The sequence below is a fragment of the Vibrio sp. 10N.222.49.A3 genome (assembly GCF_041475145.1).
GTDB lineage: Bacteria > Pseudomonadota > Gammaproteobacteria > Enterobacterales > Vibrionaceae > Vibrio > Vibrio tasmaniensis_A.
The window spans coordinates 1-18,091 of sequence record NZ_JBFRVM010000072.1 but is presented as its reverse complement, the minus strand read 5'-3'; the positions used below and the strand labels follow the sequence as shown (position 1 = coordinate 18,091).

Sequence of the window (18,091 nt, the reverse complement as noted above, 5' to 3'; positions counted from 1 at the left end):
TTTTAAAACTAATTGCGCAATAATGCCGATTTAATGAACAGCGGTTAGTCCCTGTAAACAAAGGGTTTGCGCAACTTAGCAAGAACGTTATCAACAGTTATCCACAAAAACGGTGGATAACTTTAGGGATAAGTTAACATCTATGTTTTAAGAGTACTGAGGCAGCCTTTATGTGGCGTCACTTAGGACAAATGTGACGGTTATAATAACCTTTAAAACTCAATCTGGAGTTATTGAGTCAAGAGATTATTTAGGTTTTTTACATAGATATTAAATACTGCCTATCTAAGACCTTGATAAAAATGTGTTTTAATTCATCGCAGAACAAAAGTAGAATAGCGGCAGTTAATCATATTCTACAGAACACGATGAACCACAACAAAACGGATACAAATCAGCCTTCTATTGCCATTGTTGGTGGTGGTATTGCCGGAACGACGAGCGCGATTCATTTTAGTGAGTTGGGTTATAAGGTCACTATTTTGGAAAAAGGACCGAGTTTGGTTAATGGTCCACCAATTTGCCATCTGCACGCTGGTGGCAATTTGTATCGAGATATTTCTGTAGAGCAGTGTCTTCAGTTGCTCACTCAGTCAATTGATACCGTCCGCTTGTTTCCCCATACGATTAATATTCGTCCGACAATTATCGCTGTTCCACACAGCGACGGTGGAGAGCCGTTGGATCTTCTTCCGCGCCTAAAGATAATCAAGAACGCTTATGCTGAGCTTGTTAATCAAGATAAAAGCAACCAAGTGCTTGGTAAACCGGAAGAGTATTACAAGCTGTATAGTAAAGAAGAGTTACTAGCACTTGCTACTCAAACACAGCCTCTGAAACCAACATCGCTTGATGAATGGTGTATTCCTTTCGCTAAACATACGGATCTAGAAACCCTTAAGTATCCTGTTGCTATGGTTCAAGAGTATGGCTGGAGCGTATTCCGCTTATCTGCAACCGCTCAACTCTCTTTGGGGCAACAATCTAATTGTACCGTGTTAACCAACAGCCGATTACAATCTGTTGAATCGTTAGAGCAAGGTTGGTCTTTGACTTATACAGACGCTGAGAACCAAAGCTGTCACCTAACGACCGACTACTTGATTAATGCAAGTGGCTTTGAAACGGGCATCGTGGATGACTTTGTCGGTTCTAAGCAACAAAGGCTTGTTGAGTTCAAAGCCGCATACGTTACGCAGTGGCCGTATTCGCAAGAATGTAAGGAAGAGTGGCCAGAGGTTATCTTCCATGGCCCGAGAGGCACACCGCAAGGCATGGCTCAGTTAACACCGTACGCTGATGGTGTATTCCAACTTCACGGTATGACAGAAGGGATTACTCTGTTTGAGGGTGGGCTTGTTTCATCATCAACAGATTCATCACAGCCTCAGCTGCCTTCTAAGCTTCTTAAGAAAATCGTATCAGGTTGGAGTGAAGAGCAGCTCGAATTAAGAACTCGAGCTGCGATAACGCATATGTCTCAGTTCATCCCAAGTTTCAGCTCTGCACTGGTAGGTGGTAAGCCTCTGTTCGGTGCACAGCAGATTCCGGGAACCGATCCGAGCTTAAGAGCTTCAGACGTTTCATTCTGTGGTGATCGCTATGCTCGACTTGAAGTCGTCAAAGCTTCCTCAACCTTAGAGGCTGCGCAAAAGGTCGCTGAGCATTGGTTTAATGTCGCAGAATCAGTATCGATTGAAGATGCACATTCAGTGACAATGTCACTTAATCTAAGTGATATTGAGAATAGAGCGATAGATTTGACACAAGAACGCGGATACCCAGAAGCCCTTGCAAAGGTATCAGGCCAAGATCACGCTTAATACTCAGTCATAATCTACTACGCTGAACATCTTCAATTCGGCTTACTTTGACAGGTAAGCCTAACCTTTAACTGAAACGCCTGCTTGTATCTTGTCAATTGCCTGACCTACATCTTCCAAACGAAACCTTCCTGGCTAAAGATTTCAAGATTCTTTGCAATAGAGTTACTTAGCTACAGAGCAAAAACTAATAGCCGAAAAATTGAGCCCACTGGCACCACACATCTTGTAATCCTAAGCGATCACCTTTACTAAACGAGACTTCATGTCCAGGTTTGGCTTGTGCTAAGCGCGGTAAATCGACTCTGGCGACACATCCAATCTTCGGATAGCCACCAATAGTCTGTCTGTCATTAAGCAACACAATAGGTTGCCCATCTTGGGGGATTTGAATCGCACCTAAGGCAATGCCTTCTGACAATAGCGAAATGTCAGGCGAGTCCACGGGGTCGCCACTGAGTCGATAACCCATGCGATTAGAATTTTGGTCAACATGATACTGTGCGTTATACAAAGTCGCTTTTGCTGACTCTGAGAACAGCTCGCTTTGATAGCCTTCAATCACTCGCAGGTTCACTGGTAGGTTGTAATTAGGCGTGTATCGGAAGGTGACACTCAACGCTTTAAACGGGCGAGAGAGTTGGTGTTGGGTAAAAGTAATTTGTTGCCCTTGCTGGCATGGCTCTCCATCTTGCGTTAATCCACCAATCTTTTCACGAGTCACCGTAGAACAGCTATGAAGAGTTGATGGAACATCGAAGCCACCCTTAACGGCTAAATACGCCCTTAGTCCATTTTTAGGTAAACCAAATGAGAGAACTTGCCCTGCGAAAGCTTGAAAAGTACGCCAGTTCGACTGTGGTTTGCCATCGAGCTTCGCTTGTAAATCGCCACCACATAATGCCATCTCACAATCAAAATCGATTAGTAACGCACATTGCCCAAGCGTGATTTCCAACGCAGCTTGGTTTACTGGGTTTCCGAGCAGGTGATTGGCCCAGCTATACGAGTAATCATCAACAGGGCCGCCTTGTGTCAATCCGAGATGAGCGACACCAAATCGTCCGAAGTCTTGAATCAAACTCAACGGGCCGGGCTTAATGACTGTCAGCGTTGGTTTGGCTTTTGACTTAACCATTAGCGACACCTCCACTAATATCCATAAAACTAAGCTCAACAAATTCTTGTTTTGAAATCGCGATGAAACGGACCGTATCACCGACATTAAGCAGAGACAGCGGCGTTTGCGTGGTATCAGCGTTCTTTAATTGGCTGTGATCAAACAGTGCGAGTGGGCAATTGCCAATAATATTCCAACCGCCCGGTGAGTCCGAAGGATACACCGCCGTTTTCGTATCCGCGATGGCGATACTGCCTTTCGGCACACTTAAGCGTGGGGTTGAATGACGAGGCAAAGCAAGCTCGTTGACTACATCAGACATAAACGCAAAGCCAGGCGTAAACCCAATGACACTGACGCTGTAAGTCTGTGAGGTGTGATGTTGAATGATCTCATCTAGCGACATGCCTTTGGCTTGATATCGGTCTAAGTCGAGTGCTGTTTCTGGTGAGTAATAAGCGGGAAGCTCGATAGTGTTACGCGTTTTACTAACACTAGAGAAGGACGAAATAGCATGACTCAACAAAGAGTTGAGTTGTTCCATGAGCTGATGTTCTGAAATTCTATAAGGTAAGTAATCGACCAATATTGTTTGGTAAGCCGGTGTCACATTCATCAATACAGATGCTAAGTGTTGACGAATAGCATCGGAAAAATGAGCCATGTACTGCGCATATTCGGCGCTAGATTGATTATTTGAAGGCGATAGCGTCAAGGTCACCAAAACGCTGCATTCCGCGACTGGCGCTATATTGAATTCAATTTGATTCGTCGTCATTTCGTTTCCATACTTTTACTTGCCTTTGATTTACTTAGTGTCTTTCATTTGCTTATTTGCTTATTTGGCGTTTCTAACTTCCGTGTCCAAACCAATACAAAGCAATTAGACCTTACGAGCAATTGGTTAGGTGCTCGTAAGGCGAGCGATAAGGCCATGCGTCATACCAATCACACGCTTCATATTAGTTAAAAGCGTTGAGGTCTTGTCTGATTTTTCTAATTAATGCGATGGATTGGGGGTTATCACCATGAACACAAATGGTATCGGCTTCAATAGGCAGTCTTTCACCTTCAATGGTCGTGACTGAACCGTAGTTAATGATTTGCATGACTTGGTTGTAGATGTCGTCTTGGTTGACGTAAACCGAGCCTTTTTGAGTTCGCGGCGATAACTGCCCATTATTCAAGTATGCACGGTCGGCAAACGCTTCAAACAAGAGGGGTAAGTCATGATCGTCAGCAATATCTAGATACTGTTGATTGTCTGATGAAGAGAGAATCATCAAGGGGATGTTAAATTCAGCGACGGCTTGGGCAACGGCATTAAACACATCAATGTTCGCCATCATATCGTTGTAAAGGGCGCCATGAGGTTTCACATAGCCAACAGAGGTGTGGTGATAGCGGCACAGCGCTTGTAGTGCACCGACTTGATAACAAACTAGCTCACTGATCTCGTCCATGGTATGAGGAATAGAACGGCGACCAAACCCAACTAAATCTTGATAACCAGGGTGGGCACCAATTTGGGTGTGATAGTACTGCGCCAGTTTTATGGTCTTAGACATAACGTGCGGATCAGACGCGTGAAAGCCACAAGCGATGTTTGCCATATCGACCCATTCCATGACCGACTCGTCATCGCCCATCTTCCAATTGCCGAAACTTTCTCCCATGTCGCAATTAAGCGAAATCTTCGTTGTCACGTGGTGCTAACCCTTTACGTTGAGGTGAGTAATGACGGTCTTATAAATACCATAAATAAACAGTGACCTAACTCAAATTTTCGACACCAAGAACTGCATTTACTATGAGGTCACGGCATGTATCAAACCCGCTAAAGAATGGATTGTGAAAAATGCTTCCTTTCATCAATGACGTATAGAAACTATGGTTAAAGATAATTGAAAAACAAGTGTTCGACAAACAGCGCTTCATCTATTTTGTTTCCGGTTTAGGGAGCAAACGTAAGGTGATGAATCATATGGCGACATTGATGTAATTCTGAAGGTTGGCGCTGAGGTGTACGTCTAAGTGAAATTCAAGGTAAAGGTCAGTTTTCGTTCTCTCGTGCGGTGTATCTGCCATAGGCGTTTGTGACTCAACCCTAAGCTGTTGTATCATAAGAGGTAGGTTGAGTGTTTTTAATTAAAAGGTCCGCTAAACATGAATGTTTTAGTTACAGGTGGCATGGGCTACATTGGTAGCCACACAAGTATCCAGATGATTAACGCAGGTATGACACCTGTGCTTTTCGATAACTTATACAACAGTAAACCAAGCGTTTTAGAACGTATCGAAAAAGTATCTGGCGTTCGTCCTGATTTCATTGAAGGTGATATTCGTGATAAAGCACTTTTAACTGAAACTATGAAGCAACACAATATTGAAGCTGTTATTCATTTTGCGGGCCTGAAAGCGGTTGGCGAATCTGTTGCCAAACCTCTCGAATACTACGACAACAATGTAAATGGCACGTTAGTCCTTGTCGATGCAATGCGTGACGCTGGCGTAAAAACCTTAGTATTCAGCTCTTCAGCAACGGTTTATGGCGATCCTGCTAGTGTTCCTATTACAGAAGATTTTCCCACAAGCGCAACCAATCCTTACGGTCGTAGCAAGCTCATGGTTGAAGAGTGCTTAACTGACTTCCAAAAGGCTAACCCCGATTGGAGCATTACGTTATTACGTTACTTTAACCCCGTAGGTTCACACCCAAGTGGTGAACTCGGTGAAGACCCAAGTGGTATTCCAAACAACCTAATGCCATTTGTATCTCAAGTTGCAGTTGGCCGACGTGAATTCCTATCTGTATTTGGTAGTGACTACCCAACAAAGGATGGCACTGGTGTTCGTGATTACATCCACGTCATGGATCTGTCTGATGGACACATTGCGGCACTTGAGAAAGTAGGGCGTAAAGACGGTCTTCACATCTATAACCTGGGTACTGGCAACGGTTCAAGTGTATTAGATATGGTTAAAGCCTTCGAGAAAGCGAGCGGTCAAGCGATACCTTATAAACTCGTTGAGCGTCGTCCAGGTGATATCGCGGAGTGTTGGGCCGACCCAGCGAAAGCTCAGAAAGAACTGGGGTGGAATGCGACACGCACACTGGCTGAAATGACTGAAGACACATGGCGCTGGCAATCAACAAATCCTGATGGTTTCCCTGGTTGATTGAGTGATTTCATGAATGGTTAACGTACAAAAAGATGCTCTAGGGCATCTTTTTTGATCTAAATCGAATAAAAAGTGATTTGGTGGTTAAAAAGTATCATTCTGTATCGGTTGTTGTTATCATGCTCGCGAATTATATGTTTAATGTTAATTTTCTTTGGAGTTAATCATGGAACTAGGCCTAATCATCACTTTTATCATTGCTGCAGCAGTAATGGTAAAGAAAGAAATGGCAGAGAAATAATTTCACTTTACCCCTTTTTTATACAACTTTTAGTGAAATAACAAAAGCCAGCTTATCGTAAGCTGGCTTTTTAGTTTCTACAGTATTTTTTTGTATGGCTTTATTTTGGAACGACCTAGATCTTTAATCACCTAGGTCTTCAATAAACTTAGCTCTACAACGAACTAGATTTCTAACCAGTTAGAACTCGTAGTTTGCAGATATACCCCAGTTACGACCCGGCTGAGACTTAATATCGGTGTTGAACTTAGAATCGTGCCCACGGCCTGACATGTCATTGTACAGCCAATATTTTTTGTCTAATGCGTTGAATAGACCCGCTCGCAAGGTTAAATCCGTGACAGGGCGGTAATAAGCAGTCAAATCAACAACTGTGTATCCAGCCACGTTTACGTTGTCATCGGAGTTCCACTCATCTTTCGCAGCAACCATCTTAACATTTAAAGCTGAACCAAAAGTCTCGCGCTCGATTCCAAGACCTAGCGTACCCGTTAGTGGTGCTACAGAATCAATGGATTTACCCGTAGATTTATCTTCACCATCAGCATAAGCGACCGCTAAACGAGTGTAGGTCCCAAATGGTGCGTCTAACAAAGTGTCTAGATTAATCGTTGAAGAAAGCTCTGCACCATAGATAGTTACTTTATCTAAGTTCTCTTTGGTGTATACGTCTTTACCGCCTTGTTTGCCCGTTTTCGTCTGGTTAATGAAATCAGAGTAATCAGTGTAGAAAGTGCTTAGTTCAAAGCGAGCATGTTCATTATTGCCACGAAGACCAAGCTCGTAAGAGATACTTCTTTCGGCTTTCAAGTTAGGGTTAGCTTCAATGATGGCACCTCGAGTATAGAAGTAGTAGAGGTCGTAAACTGAAGGTGCTTTAAACCCTTGCCCAACTTGACCAAATACCGATAGGTTATCATTGATGTGGTAAACTGAACCTAGCTTAGCTGTGACGGCGTCATCTTTATTCTTCTCATATTGAGTCTTGTAGCCTTCATCCGTTGATGGGTCAGCAACAAATGAGTCATAACGAAGACCGCCAGTTACAATCAACTTGTCTTCCATGAAAAATGCTTGATCTTGAACAAACACACCCCATTGCGTTATTTCTGCATCAGGGATACCAGTGCTACCCGGTGTAACAGTGCCTCGGTCAAACTTATGGTCGTAGTTTTCGAGCTCAAAGTCATTCTTCAGGTATGTGAAACCATATGTGAATTCGTGATCCGCACCATCAATATTCACTAGCTTAGAAAGCTGTGTATCAACTTGCATGTTTACATCAGAAGCATCACGTTCACGAAGTCGACGTCCGTTGAAGCGAGTTGTATCGTAGTTTTTATTCAGAGTACTTGAGTCTTGGTAACTTAGAGACCAGTCTAAAGAGTCAGCAATTGAAGAGCTTAGCTTAAGCTGTTGTTCCAATGTTGCACGAAAACGTTTGTTGGTGTCTTTGTTGTAATTATCAGTATATACAAAGCCCGGCATAAGCTGATAGCCATTGTAGTTTAGCTCATCTTCATCATATTGACGTTGGTAATGCTCAACCGTAATACCAACCTTATTTGAATCTGATACATTGTAGAATGCTTTCGCTAGGATATTACTTAATTCCGTATCTGCTGGGTTCTCTGCACCACGATCTGGACCTTGAACTTCGCTTCCTGATGAATGAGTTTCTGTCTCGTGGCCTTGAGCGTATGTCGCCATAACGATCGTTTCTAACTTATCTTTACGCATCGCCCAAGAAACTGTGTTCTTGAACTGTTCATCTGCAGATGTATAGGTAGATTTGATGCCAAAACGGTTTTCATCCCCGTCAGTTCTAAGCATATCCTCTGGATTTTTAGTTCTTAGCAGTACTGCACCACCAATGGCATCTGAACCGTAAAGCGTAGAAGCAGGGCCTTTATTCACCTCTATGACACTTAATGTATCGACTTCGATCGCATTCGAATATTTACGTTGCTCAGAAGCGCCAGGGTTATATGGTGTAGGTTGTTGAACTCCATCTACCATAAGTTTAACGCGATCACCTTCAACACCGCGGATGTTAAAGCCTGAAATACCAAAACGGCCACCGCCTTGAGCTTCTACTCCTGGCGTGTATTGAAGAGCTTGCTTTATGTCGCTAGACATTTGATTATCTATGTCTTTTGCAGAGACAGACTCAATTGAGCTTGAAACGTCTTCTTTGTTTTGTTCGGTACGCGTTGCTGATACAACAACCTCGTCAAATAGGGCATAATCTTCAGCAAAGGCTGATGTTGATGAAAGCGCTAAAACGATTGAAGCAGAGAGTAGGGATTGCTTATACATCTGATAGTTACCTTAGTTCCATAATATCATCTTGATTTGCGAAAGATGATATTGGATCTAAATGATAATTACTATTATTTGCATTTAAATAATTTTCAATATTATCAACTAATTCATAATTAGCGTTATTAAACACATGTATTAAAAAGAGTTTTTCAGTTCCATTCACCATGTGAATGCTTCTCTTTTTTGTGATTTAGATCTCACTTACAAAGTAGGAAAGTTATGCATAGCCCAATAACACTTGAAGCCTTACACATATTAGATGCCATTGATCGTCGTGGAAGCTTTGCGGCAGCGGCTAATGAAATGGACCGAGCACCTTCTTCATTGAGTTATCAAATCCAGAAGCTAGAACAAGACTTAGATATTATGATTTTTGATCGCTCAGGCCACCGTGCAAATTTCACGGAAGCGGGGCAGTTAATATTAGAGCAAGGAAGGATCATTCTTGGTGCCACTGAACAGCTCGTTAATGACGCGAGTATTCTTGCTAATGGCTGGGAGTTGGATTTAACGATTGCCTTTGATGGCATTATTCCGATTGCTAATTTCTTCCCATTAGTCGATGAACTCGGAAAAATAAGTAAAACTAGGGTTCGATTACAAGAAGAGATTCTAGCTGGATGTTGGGAATCTCTTTCAGACGGCCGAGCTGATTTATTGGTGTGCCCAAAGGTTGACACCATACCAAACGATATGAAAAGTGACATTATCGGTAAGATGGAAATGGTATGGGTTGCAGCATCGAATCACTATGTTCATAAGCGATCTGGTGATTTCGACCAAAAGGCGAGAGAAAGTTACAGGGTTATCGCAATTGCAGATACAGCGCGTGACCAACCTGCATTAAGCATCAATATTCTAGAAAAGCAGCCACGTTTAACCGTAACAAGCTTCCCAGCCAAGGTAGAGGCTCTAACTGCAGGGTTAGGGATCGGCACCTTACCGAATAGTGTAGCTAAACCTTTGATTGAATCTGGCGTTCTACAACAAATTTCGGGTACCGAACCACAGCCTATCGACATCGTAATGGCTTGGCGACGTAACAAAATGGGCGACGCCAAGTCTTGGTGTATTCAACACCTAAAAAAAACATGGGCGTTAAAGTAACGGCAACACCATATCTGCAGTGCCGTCTTCAAAACTGATATCTAGCTCGAAGCCCAACTTCTGGGCTAGTGTCAGCATCCCTCGGTTGGTCGGCATCGTCATACCCGACATCTGCTTGGTCTGCTTTGTACGACAGTAGTCAATAACCTTAGTCATCAAAATGCGACCTAATCCGACGCCTTTCAGATCGGAACGTATCAGAATAGCAAACTCTGCATCGGTGTTCTCTGGGTTAATCAGCGCTCTCGATACGCCAATAATCGCGGGTACGCCTTGTTCCTTTCGAACGACCACAAATGCAATTTCTCTATCAAAGTCAATCTGAGTAAAGTTAGCCAACGCCTCATGATTGAATTCACCCACATCACTAAAGAAACGCTTGTAAAGGTCTTCTTTGGATACACGATGAATAAAATCAGCATGAAGCGGCTCGTCTTCAGGAAGGATCGGGCGTAACAACACCTCAGTGCCGTCCTTAAGTACGATATTCTCTTCCAATTCGACTGGATAAGGGCGAATCGCAAGACGTTCTTGAGGATCGCCTTGGTATGCTTTCAAGATGATATCGGCATCTAATATCGTGAACTTGTCTCCGTTGGCCAGTACTGGATGGATATCCAAATCATGTATTTCAGGGCAATCTACTACCATCTGAGATATACGCACCAACAATTCAGAGAGACCTTCAATATCAATCGGGTTAGGTAGTTTTTGCAGACGAATCTTGCCGCTTTTTATCGCTCGAATGATCAAGTAACGCGCCAGTGTCATATTGAGTGGTGGAAAGGCTGCAGCAGCGTCAATGGATTCATCCCATTCAGAACCTCCTTGACCAAGTAAAATGATAGGACCAAAGGTTTCGTCCGTTGTCACTTTTACACGTAGCTCCTGCCCGCCGGCGAGTTTGGCCATTCCTTGAATTAACAATCCATGAATATGCGCAGTAGGGAACGACAGTTGAGAGCGATCGAGAATCGCCTGAGCCGCATTGGCGACTTCATTGCTGTTTCTTAAATTAAGCATGACTCCTTGCACGTCCGACTTGTGTGCAATGTCTGGCGAGCGTAGTTTAACTGCGACTGGGTAACCAATCGTTTCAGCAATATGTACCGCTTCACTTGGGTCAGAAGCTATCCAAGTTGGTAATACATCTAGGTTGAAGTGCTTGAAAAATTGGCTATTTTGATGCGTATCAAGGCTGACTGTATCTTTATCCAGTAGTTGTCGTTCTATCCAATTTTTTGCATCTGCTAGATCTTCAATATGGACTTTTTCTGCCGTGGTTGGCGTTTCCATTAACTGACGCTGGTTACGCCTGTACTCGACCAAGTGCATGAATGCGACCACTGAACTTTCAGGTGTTCGATAGGTTGGAAAACCCGCTTCGGTAAACAACTTTCGTGCTGGCTTTGCTGTTAGCTCGCCAGACCAATTCGTTAGAATGTTAAATCGCTTGTGGCGAGGATGCTTTTTAATGGCTTCAATAATTCGTTCAGCTGTTTTAGCTGAATGTGCGATCGCAGAAGGGCTGTGCATGATAAGAATCGCGTCCGCTTCATCACCATCTAACAAGATGTTTATCGTATCGATATAACGTTGCTCACCGGCGTCACCAACTATATCGATTGGATTACTCTGAGACCAACTCAATGGTAAAACCTTATTGAGTTTCTCTAGCGTATCTTCAGAAAACTCGGCAAGCTTACCACCACGGTCAAAAAGGGTATCCACCGCCATGATCGCAGGGCCGCCGCCGTTGGTCACAATGGCCAAGCGCTCTCCACGCAATGGCACTGAATGAGTCAGAGTCTCTACCGCTGCAAACAGTTCATGTAAGTTCTTAACTCGTAACATGCCGCTGCGTCGGATCGCTGAGTCATAGATAATATCTAACGTATCGGCACCGCCAGTATGTAGCATTGCCGCCGCCCGGCCTTTAGCTGTTCGTCCGCCTTTTAACACTAGAATTCGTCTATTACGTGACGCAGCACGCGCAGCAGAGATAAAGCGCCTCGCATCTTTAATACTATCAACATAAAGCAATATTGCTTCGGTGTGAGAGTCGGTACTCAGATAATCCAACAGCTCTGAGAATTCTATGTCACTGCCATTACCTATCGAGATAAACGCCGAGAAGCCGATCTCTTTATCGTTCGCCCAATCTAGAATCGTTGTACACACTGCAGCGGATTGAGAAACAAAGGCTATTTTACCTGGCAGCGCCGTCACCGGAGAAAAAGAGGCATTCAAATTTAACCACGGGACAATAACTCCCAAGCTATTAGAACCAAGTACCCGAATATTGTTTGCTTTGGCTATTGCAATACATCTCTCATCAAACGTTTCACCGCTATCACTTTGCTGTTGCATGTCGGAGGAGAGCACAATGACGGAAGCGATGCCTTTCTCGGCCAACTCTTCAAAAATAGCCACATTGCGTGTCGCATTAGTGCACAAAATAGCAAGGTCAGGCACGATAGGTAGCGACAAGATGTTTTTGTAAGAGAGGACGCCTGCGACAGAATCGTATTTTGGTGTTACTGGCATCACCGCACCTTTAAAATCCCCGTGCAACAAATTGTTCATGACGATATATCCTGCACGCGTTTCTCGTTGAGATGCACCAACAACGGCGATTGAACGGGGTTTAAGTAGGGGATCAAGATGATTCATAGACATATCCTAGCAATGCACGTAAGTTCATCGTAACTTACTTTTCATTCACGGGTTGATGGCAAATTCACCGAATTAAGATGAATAAGCAGACACTGCATAAAGTTTGTGAAATAGGTCACCCACTAATGGTGTATAATCTCAAAGTTAACTTGATTCTAAACCGACGTATCGGCATGATTTATAGTAATTATTATTAAGGATATAGAGCTTTCCATGAAAAAACTTGCAATTGTGACTTTGCCACTGCTCTTGGCTGCATGTGTATCTGACAACTACGTTACCAATGTAACGTCAGATAGCTATCAAGAAGAGTTCAAAACGGCTAAAGTTGAAGCTCCAGTTGTATCTCAATCTGAGCAGACTGCCGTTGTTGAAGAGAACGTGGTCAACGTTGTCAGAACCACACCTGTAGAACAAAAAATCACTCACACGACTAGAGCTAAGCCGGTTGCAACAATTACAGCTCCAACCAAGAAGCAACAAGACATGAACCAACGCTTTGGTTACACAGTTCAAGTTGTTGCTGTCGGCAGCCAAGCCAAAGTCGATTCTTTTGTAAAAATGCTACCAACCACTTCCCAGCCAATTTGGGAAAACTACAAAATGGTTAACGGCACGAAGTGGTTCACTGTACTTTACGGTGACTACGCGACACGCTTAGACGCTAAAAAGGCGATTTCATCTTTGCCGAGCAGTTTTCAAAACTTAAAGCCATTCGTTAAGAGCATTGATGATATCAAGAACTCTGAATACCCAACGCTTAACAAGTTAAACTAAGTTTTAAATCATAAAGAAGGAGCAAATGCTCCTTCTTTTGTTTTATGACGGTTAGTTTTGTTTAATAGTTAATCGCTCACTCCTTAGATGACAATTTTAGCATTCAAAACACTGTACCTATTTCGACTTTTGTTTATCATTGAAGTCAGTATTCCTAGTTTCAAGGACCGAATTTACCCATGAACACCACAAACATCCTTCTACTTTGCGGCGGTGGATCTTCAGAGCATGAAGTGTCAATCGTTTCAGCCAATTACCTTTTTGAACAACTTAATAGCGTTGCAGATTTTAACGTTGTGAGAGTTGAAATTAAAAATGAAGGCTGGTGTCTTGATTCTGGTGAGTTGGTTTATCTTGATATTAACGATCAAACCTTACGTGGCGACAACTTAGAATCTAAAGTCGATTTCATTGTCCCTTGTATTCATGGTTTCCCTGGCGAAACAGGTGACATTCAATCACTGTTTGAAATGGCTAAGATTCCGTACCTAGGTTGTGGTTCTGAAGCAAGCAACAACAGCTTCAATAAAATCACATCAAAACTTTGGTACGACGCTCTGGGTATCCCAAATACGCCGTATCTGTTCTTATCCGACAACACTGAACAAGCTCATGCACAGGCGACACAAGCCTTTGAAAGTTGGGGGAAAGTGTTCGTCAAAGCGGCTCGTCAGGGATCTTCCGTTGGCTGTTACCAAGTCAATCAAGCAGAAGAATTAAGTGAAGCAATCAACAAAGCATTTACCTTCTCTGATCAAGTGCTTATTGAGAAATCAGTGGTGCCAAGAGAACTAGAAGTTGCCGCTTATGAAATCGATGGCGAGCTACAGATAAGCAAGCCAGGCGAGGTGAATGCACCTAATGGCGCATTTTACTCCTACGAAGAGAAGTACAGTGCAGACAGCCACTCAATTACTGAAGTTGAAGCAACTAACTTAACCGATGAACAGCGTGAATTGATTGCAGACAGCGCCCGCAAGGTATTCACGCAGATGAAGCTTCGTCACTTGTCTCGTATCGATTTCTTCTTAACACAAGACAATGAGATCTACCTGAACGAAGTGAATACCTTCCCAGGTATGACGCCAATTTCCATGTTCCCAAAAATGGTTGAACATGACGGCCACAAATTCAGCCAGTTCTTAGAAAACTGCGTGAGAACAAGCATTTCTTAGTTCACCCAAAATATCTTAGCCGTTTTATATAACTCATTAGATAACAAATAGCGCCTTGAGCTTACCTGCCAAGGCGCTATTTGTTTTTAAGTCGGAAGCTTTTGGTTTTTAAAGCCAGTTGATTGACTAAGCAGTTTATTAACAATCTGCCTATAAAAAACCGTAGATAAACAAGCCAATTCTTCACAAAGCCATCAGCTCATTGCCAAGGGGTTAGTGCTTTAAACTTCATCTTCTCACTCTCAGAGGTACCCGAATAACCCACATATTGCGCAGGCATTGCAGGGCTGAGCCAACGACCAAAATCTTGGATTTCTCTCACCCTAAGACCTTGTTTCGACAGTTCTTGTGCGGCACCTACACGAATAGAGTTCCCGGAGAAATGGTGGTTGTCAGCCAATTGAAGTAAGTCACTTGCTCTTCTCAATATTCTGTAGATCGACGAATCATCTAAAGGTTGCAGACTGATATTTTCATGTTTATCTATCGCGCGAAACATAGGCAACTCGTCTTGTGTTCCAGTAAACGAAAACCAATGTTCAAGTGTGGTACTTGCTACTCGCGACAGCCTATACACTGAATCTTTTATTGTAATCTGGTAATCATTCTCAACGCTCTCCACATTATCCATCGACAATGCCTTTAGTTCAGAGCGCTTTAAAGCACACTCGAACATCACATTATAAATCGCGATATCTCTGATCTCTTTTAAGCTCGATTTATCATGGGAAAGTAACGTGTTTAACTCTGTGAGGTGTGCGGATGTCATGGCATTGGTTTGTTTAGCGTCGCCAGCCATTCGAGATTGCAAGTGGAGCAGGGTAAAACGAACTTGCCTATGCTTGATTGGGTTAGCAAAGCTCAACACAGTATGCAACAAGCTAAGTGTTGCAGTGTAACGTTTCAAAGACGCGAATTTTCTTTCACTGGATTCAGTCTCAAGAAAACGCCGAACAGCAGTGATGGATGCTGGAAGTGTGTTAATACGATTTTTAGTACAGAATGCATGGTAGCGATTCCAATCACTGTAGATACCCAACAAGGAGTTTCGAGAGTACTGATATCCTGTTAACTCATCTATAATTTCAATTGTCGCGTGGCTGTTTAATTTTTCAACAAATGAATTAATTATCACAGAGTCCGATAAAATAGGGACTTTTTTTCTCAAATTACCGTACCTCAACAGGTGTTTTTGCCATATTATGCTTGATATCATTAGAAGTATACTTATGATTAACGTAATGAAAACAAAACGATGATCAATGGATATGGCAAATTCAGTTTACCGAGGCGTTCCTCTACAATCAGCGGATGCAAACAACACCGTTTGGCGTGCCAAGCTAAAAAACAACATTATTCAAGGTAATTTACCTGCTGTGAAAAAGAGTATTGATTGGTGGATTGATACTGCGACCCTTATTGACCCGAAAGAATTCACAGCGTTAAACAAGTCGAGAGCGTCTGGTGGTGGCTTAGCTGAAAACTTCCATGGTTACCAAATTAAAAATGATAGCGATGAGCCTAACGCTTGGTATTGCATGTTTAACGGGCGCCTAATTAAAGGTGGCAAGATTGCAATCCAGCGTCATATAGAGGCTTTCTTACTCGCAAAACAAAAAGCAGCACAGCAAAAGAAGTAAAATTATGAGCCTAGTATATTCAACTGAAACAGGTCGTATTAAACCTGAAGAAGAGAAAGTCCAGCGCCCTAAAGGTGATGGTATTGTTCGAATCCAAAAAGAAACCAAAGGCCGTAAAGGCAAAGGCGTTTCTATCGTAACAGGCTTAGACCTAGATGACGCACCATTAAAACTCATGGCTGCGGAACTCAAAAAAGTATGTGGCTGTGGCGGCTCAGTAAAAGATGGCAACATCGAGATTCAAGGCGACGCTCGTGACAAGCTCAAAGCGCATCTTGAAAAGAAAGGCTACAAAGTTAAATTTGCCGGCGGTTAAGCTCTAACTAATGCCGGGGGTAAAATCGAAGATTATTATCACTGGTTATTAGGTATTTTATGGTAAATAACCGCTATGGTTAAATACGCAGTAGAATTCAGAGAGTACAGATATGAAATAAAGGCAGGGCATCACATAAAGATACCTGCCTTATAAACACAGAAATCAATTTAACATAACGTACATAATACGCACTTAGCGTTCTTAGAGAGTCAGTAGAACTATAACCACCTAGACACACTCAACAAAGCCTAACCAAGCTTTAAAAGCGCTTAGCGGGATGATGAAGTTACATTTACACCTCTAGCTCTGCTACGGTCGCAAGCTCCCTACTTTTCGGGCAATAAAAAAGGCACTCCCCAAAAATATGAAGAGTGCCCTTATCCCTACGGGGTTAGACCTAATCAACATTGAATTTTGAGCATTCAAAAATAGAATTTGATTGCTCGACAGAAAACAAACTTAATCTAACTATCACAATCACCAGAAGCCAAAGAAAAAACCTGAGCATACATAAGAACGCCTTGTAAACTCTCTATCTCATCCAGCAAATGCCCTGTAATCCCTGCGCGAATATCATCAGTATAAGCTCCAGAATCCAAAAACATAGAAATACTATGCAGACGGTTAACCTTGGCTGAAACATCAGCCAAGGTATATTTCTCGCATGATTTTTTCTTATCCATCTCACTAAGCGAATAAGTTGGAGCATTGCTATCGGCGTGTGTATTTACAATAATTGTATCCATATGATTATTCCTAATTTTCGTGGTTGGGGTTTCATACATTCAGGGACGCTGTAACGTCCCTGAATGCTCACAGCAAAAAATCAATCTATACGACCTTTCCTTAGGCAAGACAGCATATATCTCTTCAAAGCAACTGTTGGAGAAGACTGATCGCGTTTACATAGCTTTTTAAAATCCTCCTTAAGCTCAGAGTTACAACGAAAGTTAAAATTCGAATCCAAATTATCAGAGTAAGACTTGCTTCTATCCTCATGAATTTGGCGCACTTTCTTGGTGTCCCAAGGACTAGGTATATCTGACATAAAGCACCCTATTGCAATTGCATTGAAATCACAAAAAGAATAGCAAACCATATTTGCAATTACAAGAGATTCGCAAATGATTTTTTCAGACAAAAATAGCGAAAGCTAACTTATTGATTAATAAGACAAGGCAGTGAGGAAATTATCATATTGAGACAAGAGTACACTATTAAAGATAGTGTACTCTCAACTCAAAACGCTGTGCGCGTTTTGGGTTCCCTCCCGACGAAACGGGCCCCTCCCAAAACGCGCACAGCTAGGGGTAAAGAAAAGCCTACCCAAATATTCAAACTGGCCGCCCCCCAGTTTCGCTACGCGCAAGGAACATTTCCCTGCGGGGCAAATACAGAGGTGGTTAAATTTATATTATTCTGCAAATAACAACCTCGAGAACAGGTTTAGCAGCATAATATAATGACCGGTTCGTGCTGCAGAAGCCGATTTTGAGACATTGAACGGATGGTAAGTAGTGGATTGTTCTAAATACGCATTATGCAAATTATGTTACGGGTTAACTTCTAACAACGATTTTCCTAACGAGCATCAAAAAGGCCAGACAAGCTGGCCTCCTCATTGAGCATGTTACTCACCCACGTTCTTATTCAGTTAAGCAAAGCAAACCACTCAACATAATTTAGACCCATAATACGCACTAAG

General features: G+C 42.7%; 14 protein-coding genes. 7 read left to right on the top strand and 7 right to left on the bottom strand.

The window, feature by feature from the left end:
* Window positions 1-368 precede the first annotated feature (368 nt).
* Complete coding sequence (locus tag AB4589_RS13365) at window positions 369-1,823, top strand: FAD-dependent oxidoreductase (protein WP_372100768.1); 1,455 nt, start codon at window positions 369-371, stop codon at window positions 1,821-1,823.
* A 187-nt stretch (window positions 1,824-2,010) separates the two neighbouring features.
* Here AB4589_RS13365 and AB4589_RS13360 read toward each other — a convergent pair whose 3' ends face one another.
* From AB4589_RS13360 to AB4589_RS13350, 3 genes are all read right to left on the bottom strand, one after another.
* Entirely contained in the window at window positions 2,011-2,961 is a 951-nt protein-coding gene (locus tag AB4589_RS13360; protein ID WP_371709819.1) for a biotin-dependent carboxyltransferase family protein, read from the bottom strand.
* Window positions 2,954-3,721, bottom strand: coding sequence for an allophanate hydrolase subunit 1 (locus AB4589_RS13355; protein ID WP_372100766.1), 768 nt, complete (start codon window positions 3,719-3,721; stop codon window positions 2,954-2,956). Before AB4589_RS13355 ends, AB4589_RS13360 begins: the two co-directional genes overlap by 8 nt.
* 184 nt (window positions 3,722-3,905) lie before the next feature.
* Complete coding sequence (locus tag AB4589_RS13350) at window positions 3,906-4,649, bottom strand: 5-oxoprolinase subunit PxpA (RefSeq protein ID WP_371709817.1); 744 nt, start codon at window positions 4,647-4,649, stop codon at window positions 3,906-3,908.
* A gap of 460 nt (window positions 4,650-5,109) precedes the next feature.
* Here AB4589_RS13350 and galE point away from each other — a divergent pair, with 460 nt between their 5' ends.
* Window positions 5,110-6,123, top strand: coding sequence for a UDP-glucose 4-epimerase GalE (galE, locus tag AB4589_RS13345; protein WP_371709816.1), 1,014 nt, complete (start codon window positions 5,110-5,112; stop codon window positions 6,121-6,123).
* A gap of 424 nt (window positions 6,124-6,547) precedes the next feature.
* On the opposite strand, the gene AB4589_RS13340 is transcribed toward galE, so the two are convergent.
* Window positions 6,548-8,686, bottom strand: a complete 2,139-nt coding sequence (locus tag AB4589_RS13340) for a TonB-dependent hemoglobin/transferrin/lactoferrin family receptor (RefSeq protein ID WP_372100765.1) — start codon at window positions 8,684-8,686, stop codon at window positions 6,548-6,550.
* Window positions 8,687-8,911: 225 nt separating this feature from the next.
* On the opposite strand from AB4589_RS13340, the gene AB4589_RS13335 reads away from it, so the two are divergent.
* Complete coding sequence (locus AB4589_RS13335; protein WP_065679020.1) at window positions 8,912-9,799, top strand: LysR family transcriptional regulator; 888 nt, start codon at window positions 8,912-8,914, stop codon at window positions 9,797-9,799.
* Here AB4589_RS13335 and AB4589_RS13330 read toward each other — a convergent pair.
* The gene (locus tag AB4589_RS13330) at window positions 9,791-12,472 is read right to left on the bottom strand and encodes a bifunctional acetate--CoA ligase family protein/GNAT family N-acetyltransferase (protein ID WP_102250455.1); all 2,682 of its coding nucleotides are present in this window, start codon (window positions 12,470-12,472) and stop codon (window positions 9,791-9,793) included. The genes AB4589_RS13335 and AB4589_RS13330 overlap by 9 nt on opposite strands.
* 216 nt (window positions 12,473-12,688) lie before the next feature.
* On the opposite strand from AB4589_RS13330, the gene AB4589_RS13325 reads away from it, so the two are divergent.
* Complete coding sequence (locus AB4589_RS13325) at window positions 12,689-13,252, top strand: SPOR domain-containing protein (protein ID WP_009845372.1); 564 nt, start codon at window positions 12,689-12,691, stop codon at window positions 13,250-13,252.
* Window positions 13,253-13,431: 179 nt separating this feature from the next.
* Complete coding sequence (locus AB4589_RS13320; RefSeq protein WP_372100763.1) at window positions 13,432-14,427, top strand: D-alanine--D-alanine ligase; 996 nt, start codon at window positions 13,432-13,434, stop codon at window positions 14,425-14,427.
* A 199-nt stretch (window positions 14,428-14,626) separates the two neighbouring features.
* Here the strand turns inward: AB4589_RS13320 and AB4589_RS13315 are convergent, their stop codons facing one another.
* Window positions 14,627-15,595, bottom strand: coding sequence for a tyrosine-type recombinase/integrase (locus AB4589_RS13315; RefSeq protein WP_372100761.1), 969 nt, complete (start codon window positions 15,593-15,595; stop codon window positions 14,627-14,629).
* Between the two features lie 100 nt (window positions 15,596-15,695).
* Between AB4589_RS13315 and AB4589_RS13310 the strand changes: the two genes are divergently transcribed.
* Entirely contained in the window at window positions 15,696-16,067 is a 372-nt protein-coding gene (locus AB4589_RS13310; RefSeq protein WP_371709813.1) for a DUF3319 domain-containing protein, read from the top strand.
* 4 nt (window positions 16,068-16,071) lie between these two features.
* Window positions 16,072-16,383, top strand: coding sequence for a stress response translation initiation inhibitor YciH (gene yciH, locus AB4589_RS13305; RefSeq protein WP_009845368.1), 312 nt, complete (start codon window positions 16,072-16,074; stop codon window positions 16,381-16,383).
* 467 nt (window positions 16,384-16,850) lie between these two features.
* On the opposite strand, the gene AB4589_RS13300 is transcribed toward yciH, so the two are convergent.
* Window positions 16,851-17,132, bottom strand: a complete 282-nt coding sequence (locus AB4589_RS13300; protein ID WP_371709806.1) for a hypothetical protein — start codon at window positions 17,130-17,132, stop codon at window positions 16,851-16,853.
* Window positions 17,133-18,091: the final 959 nt, after the last annotated feature.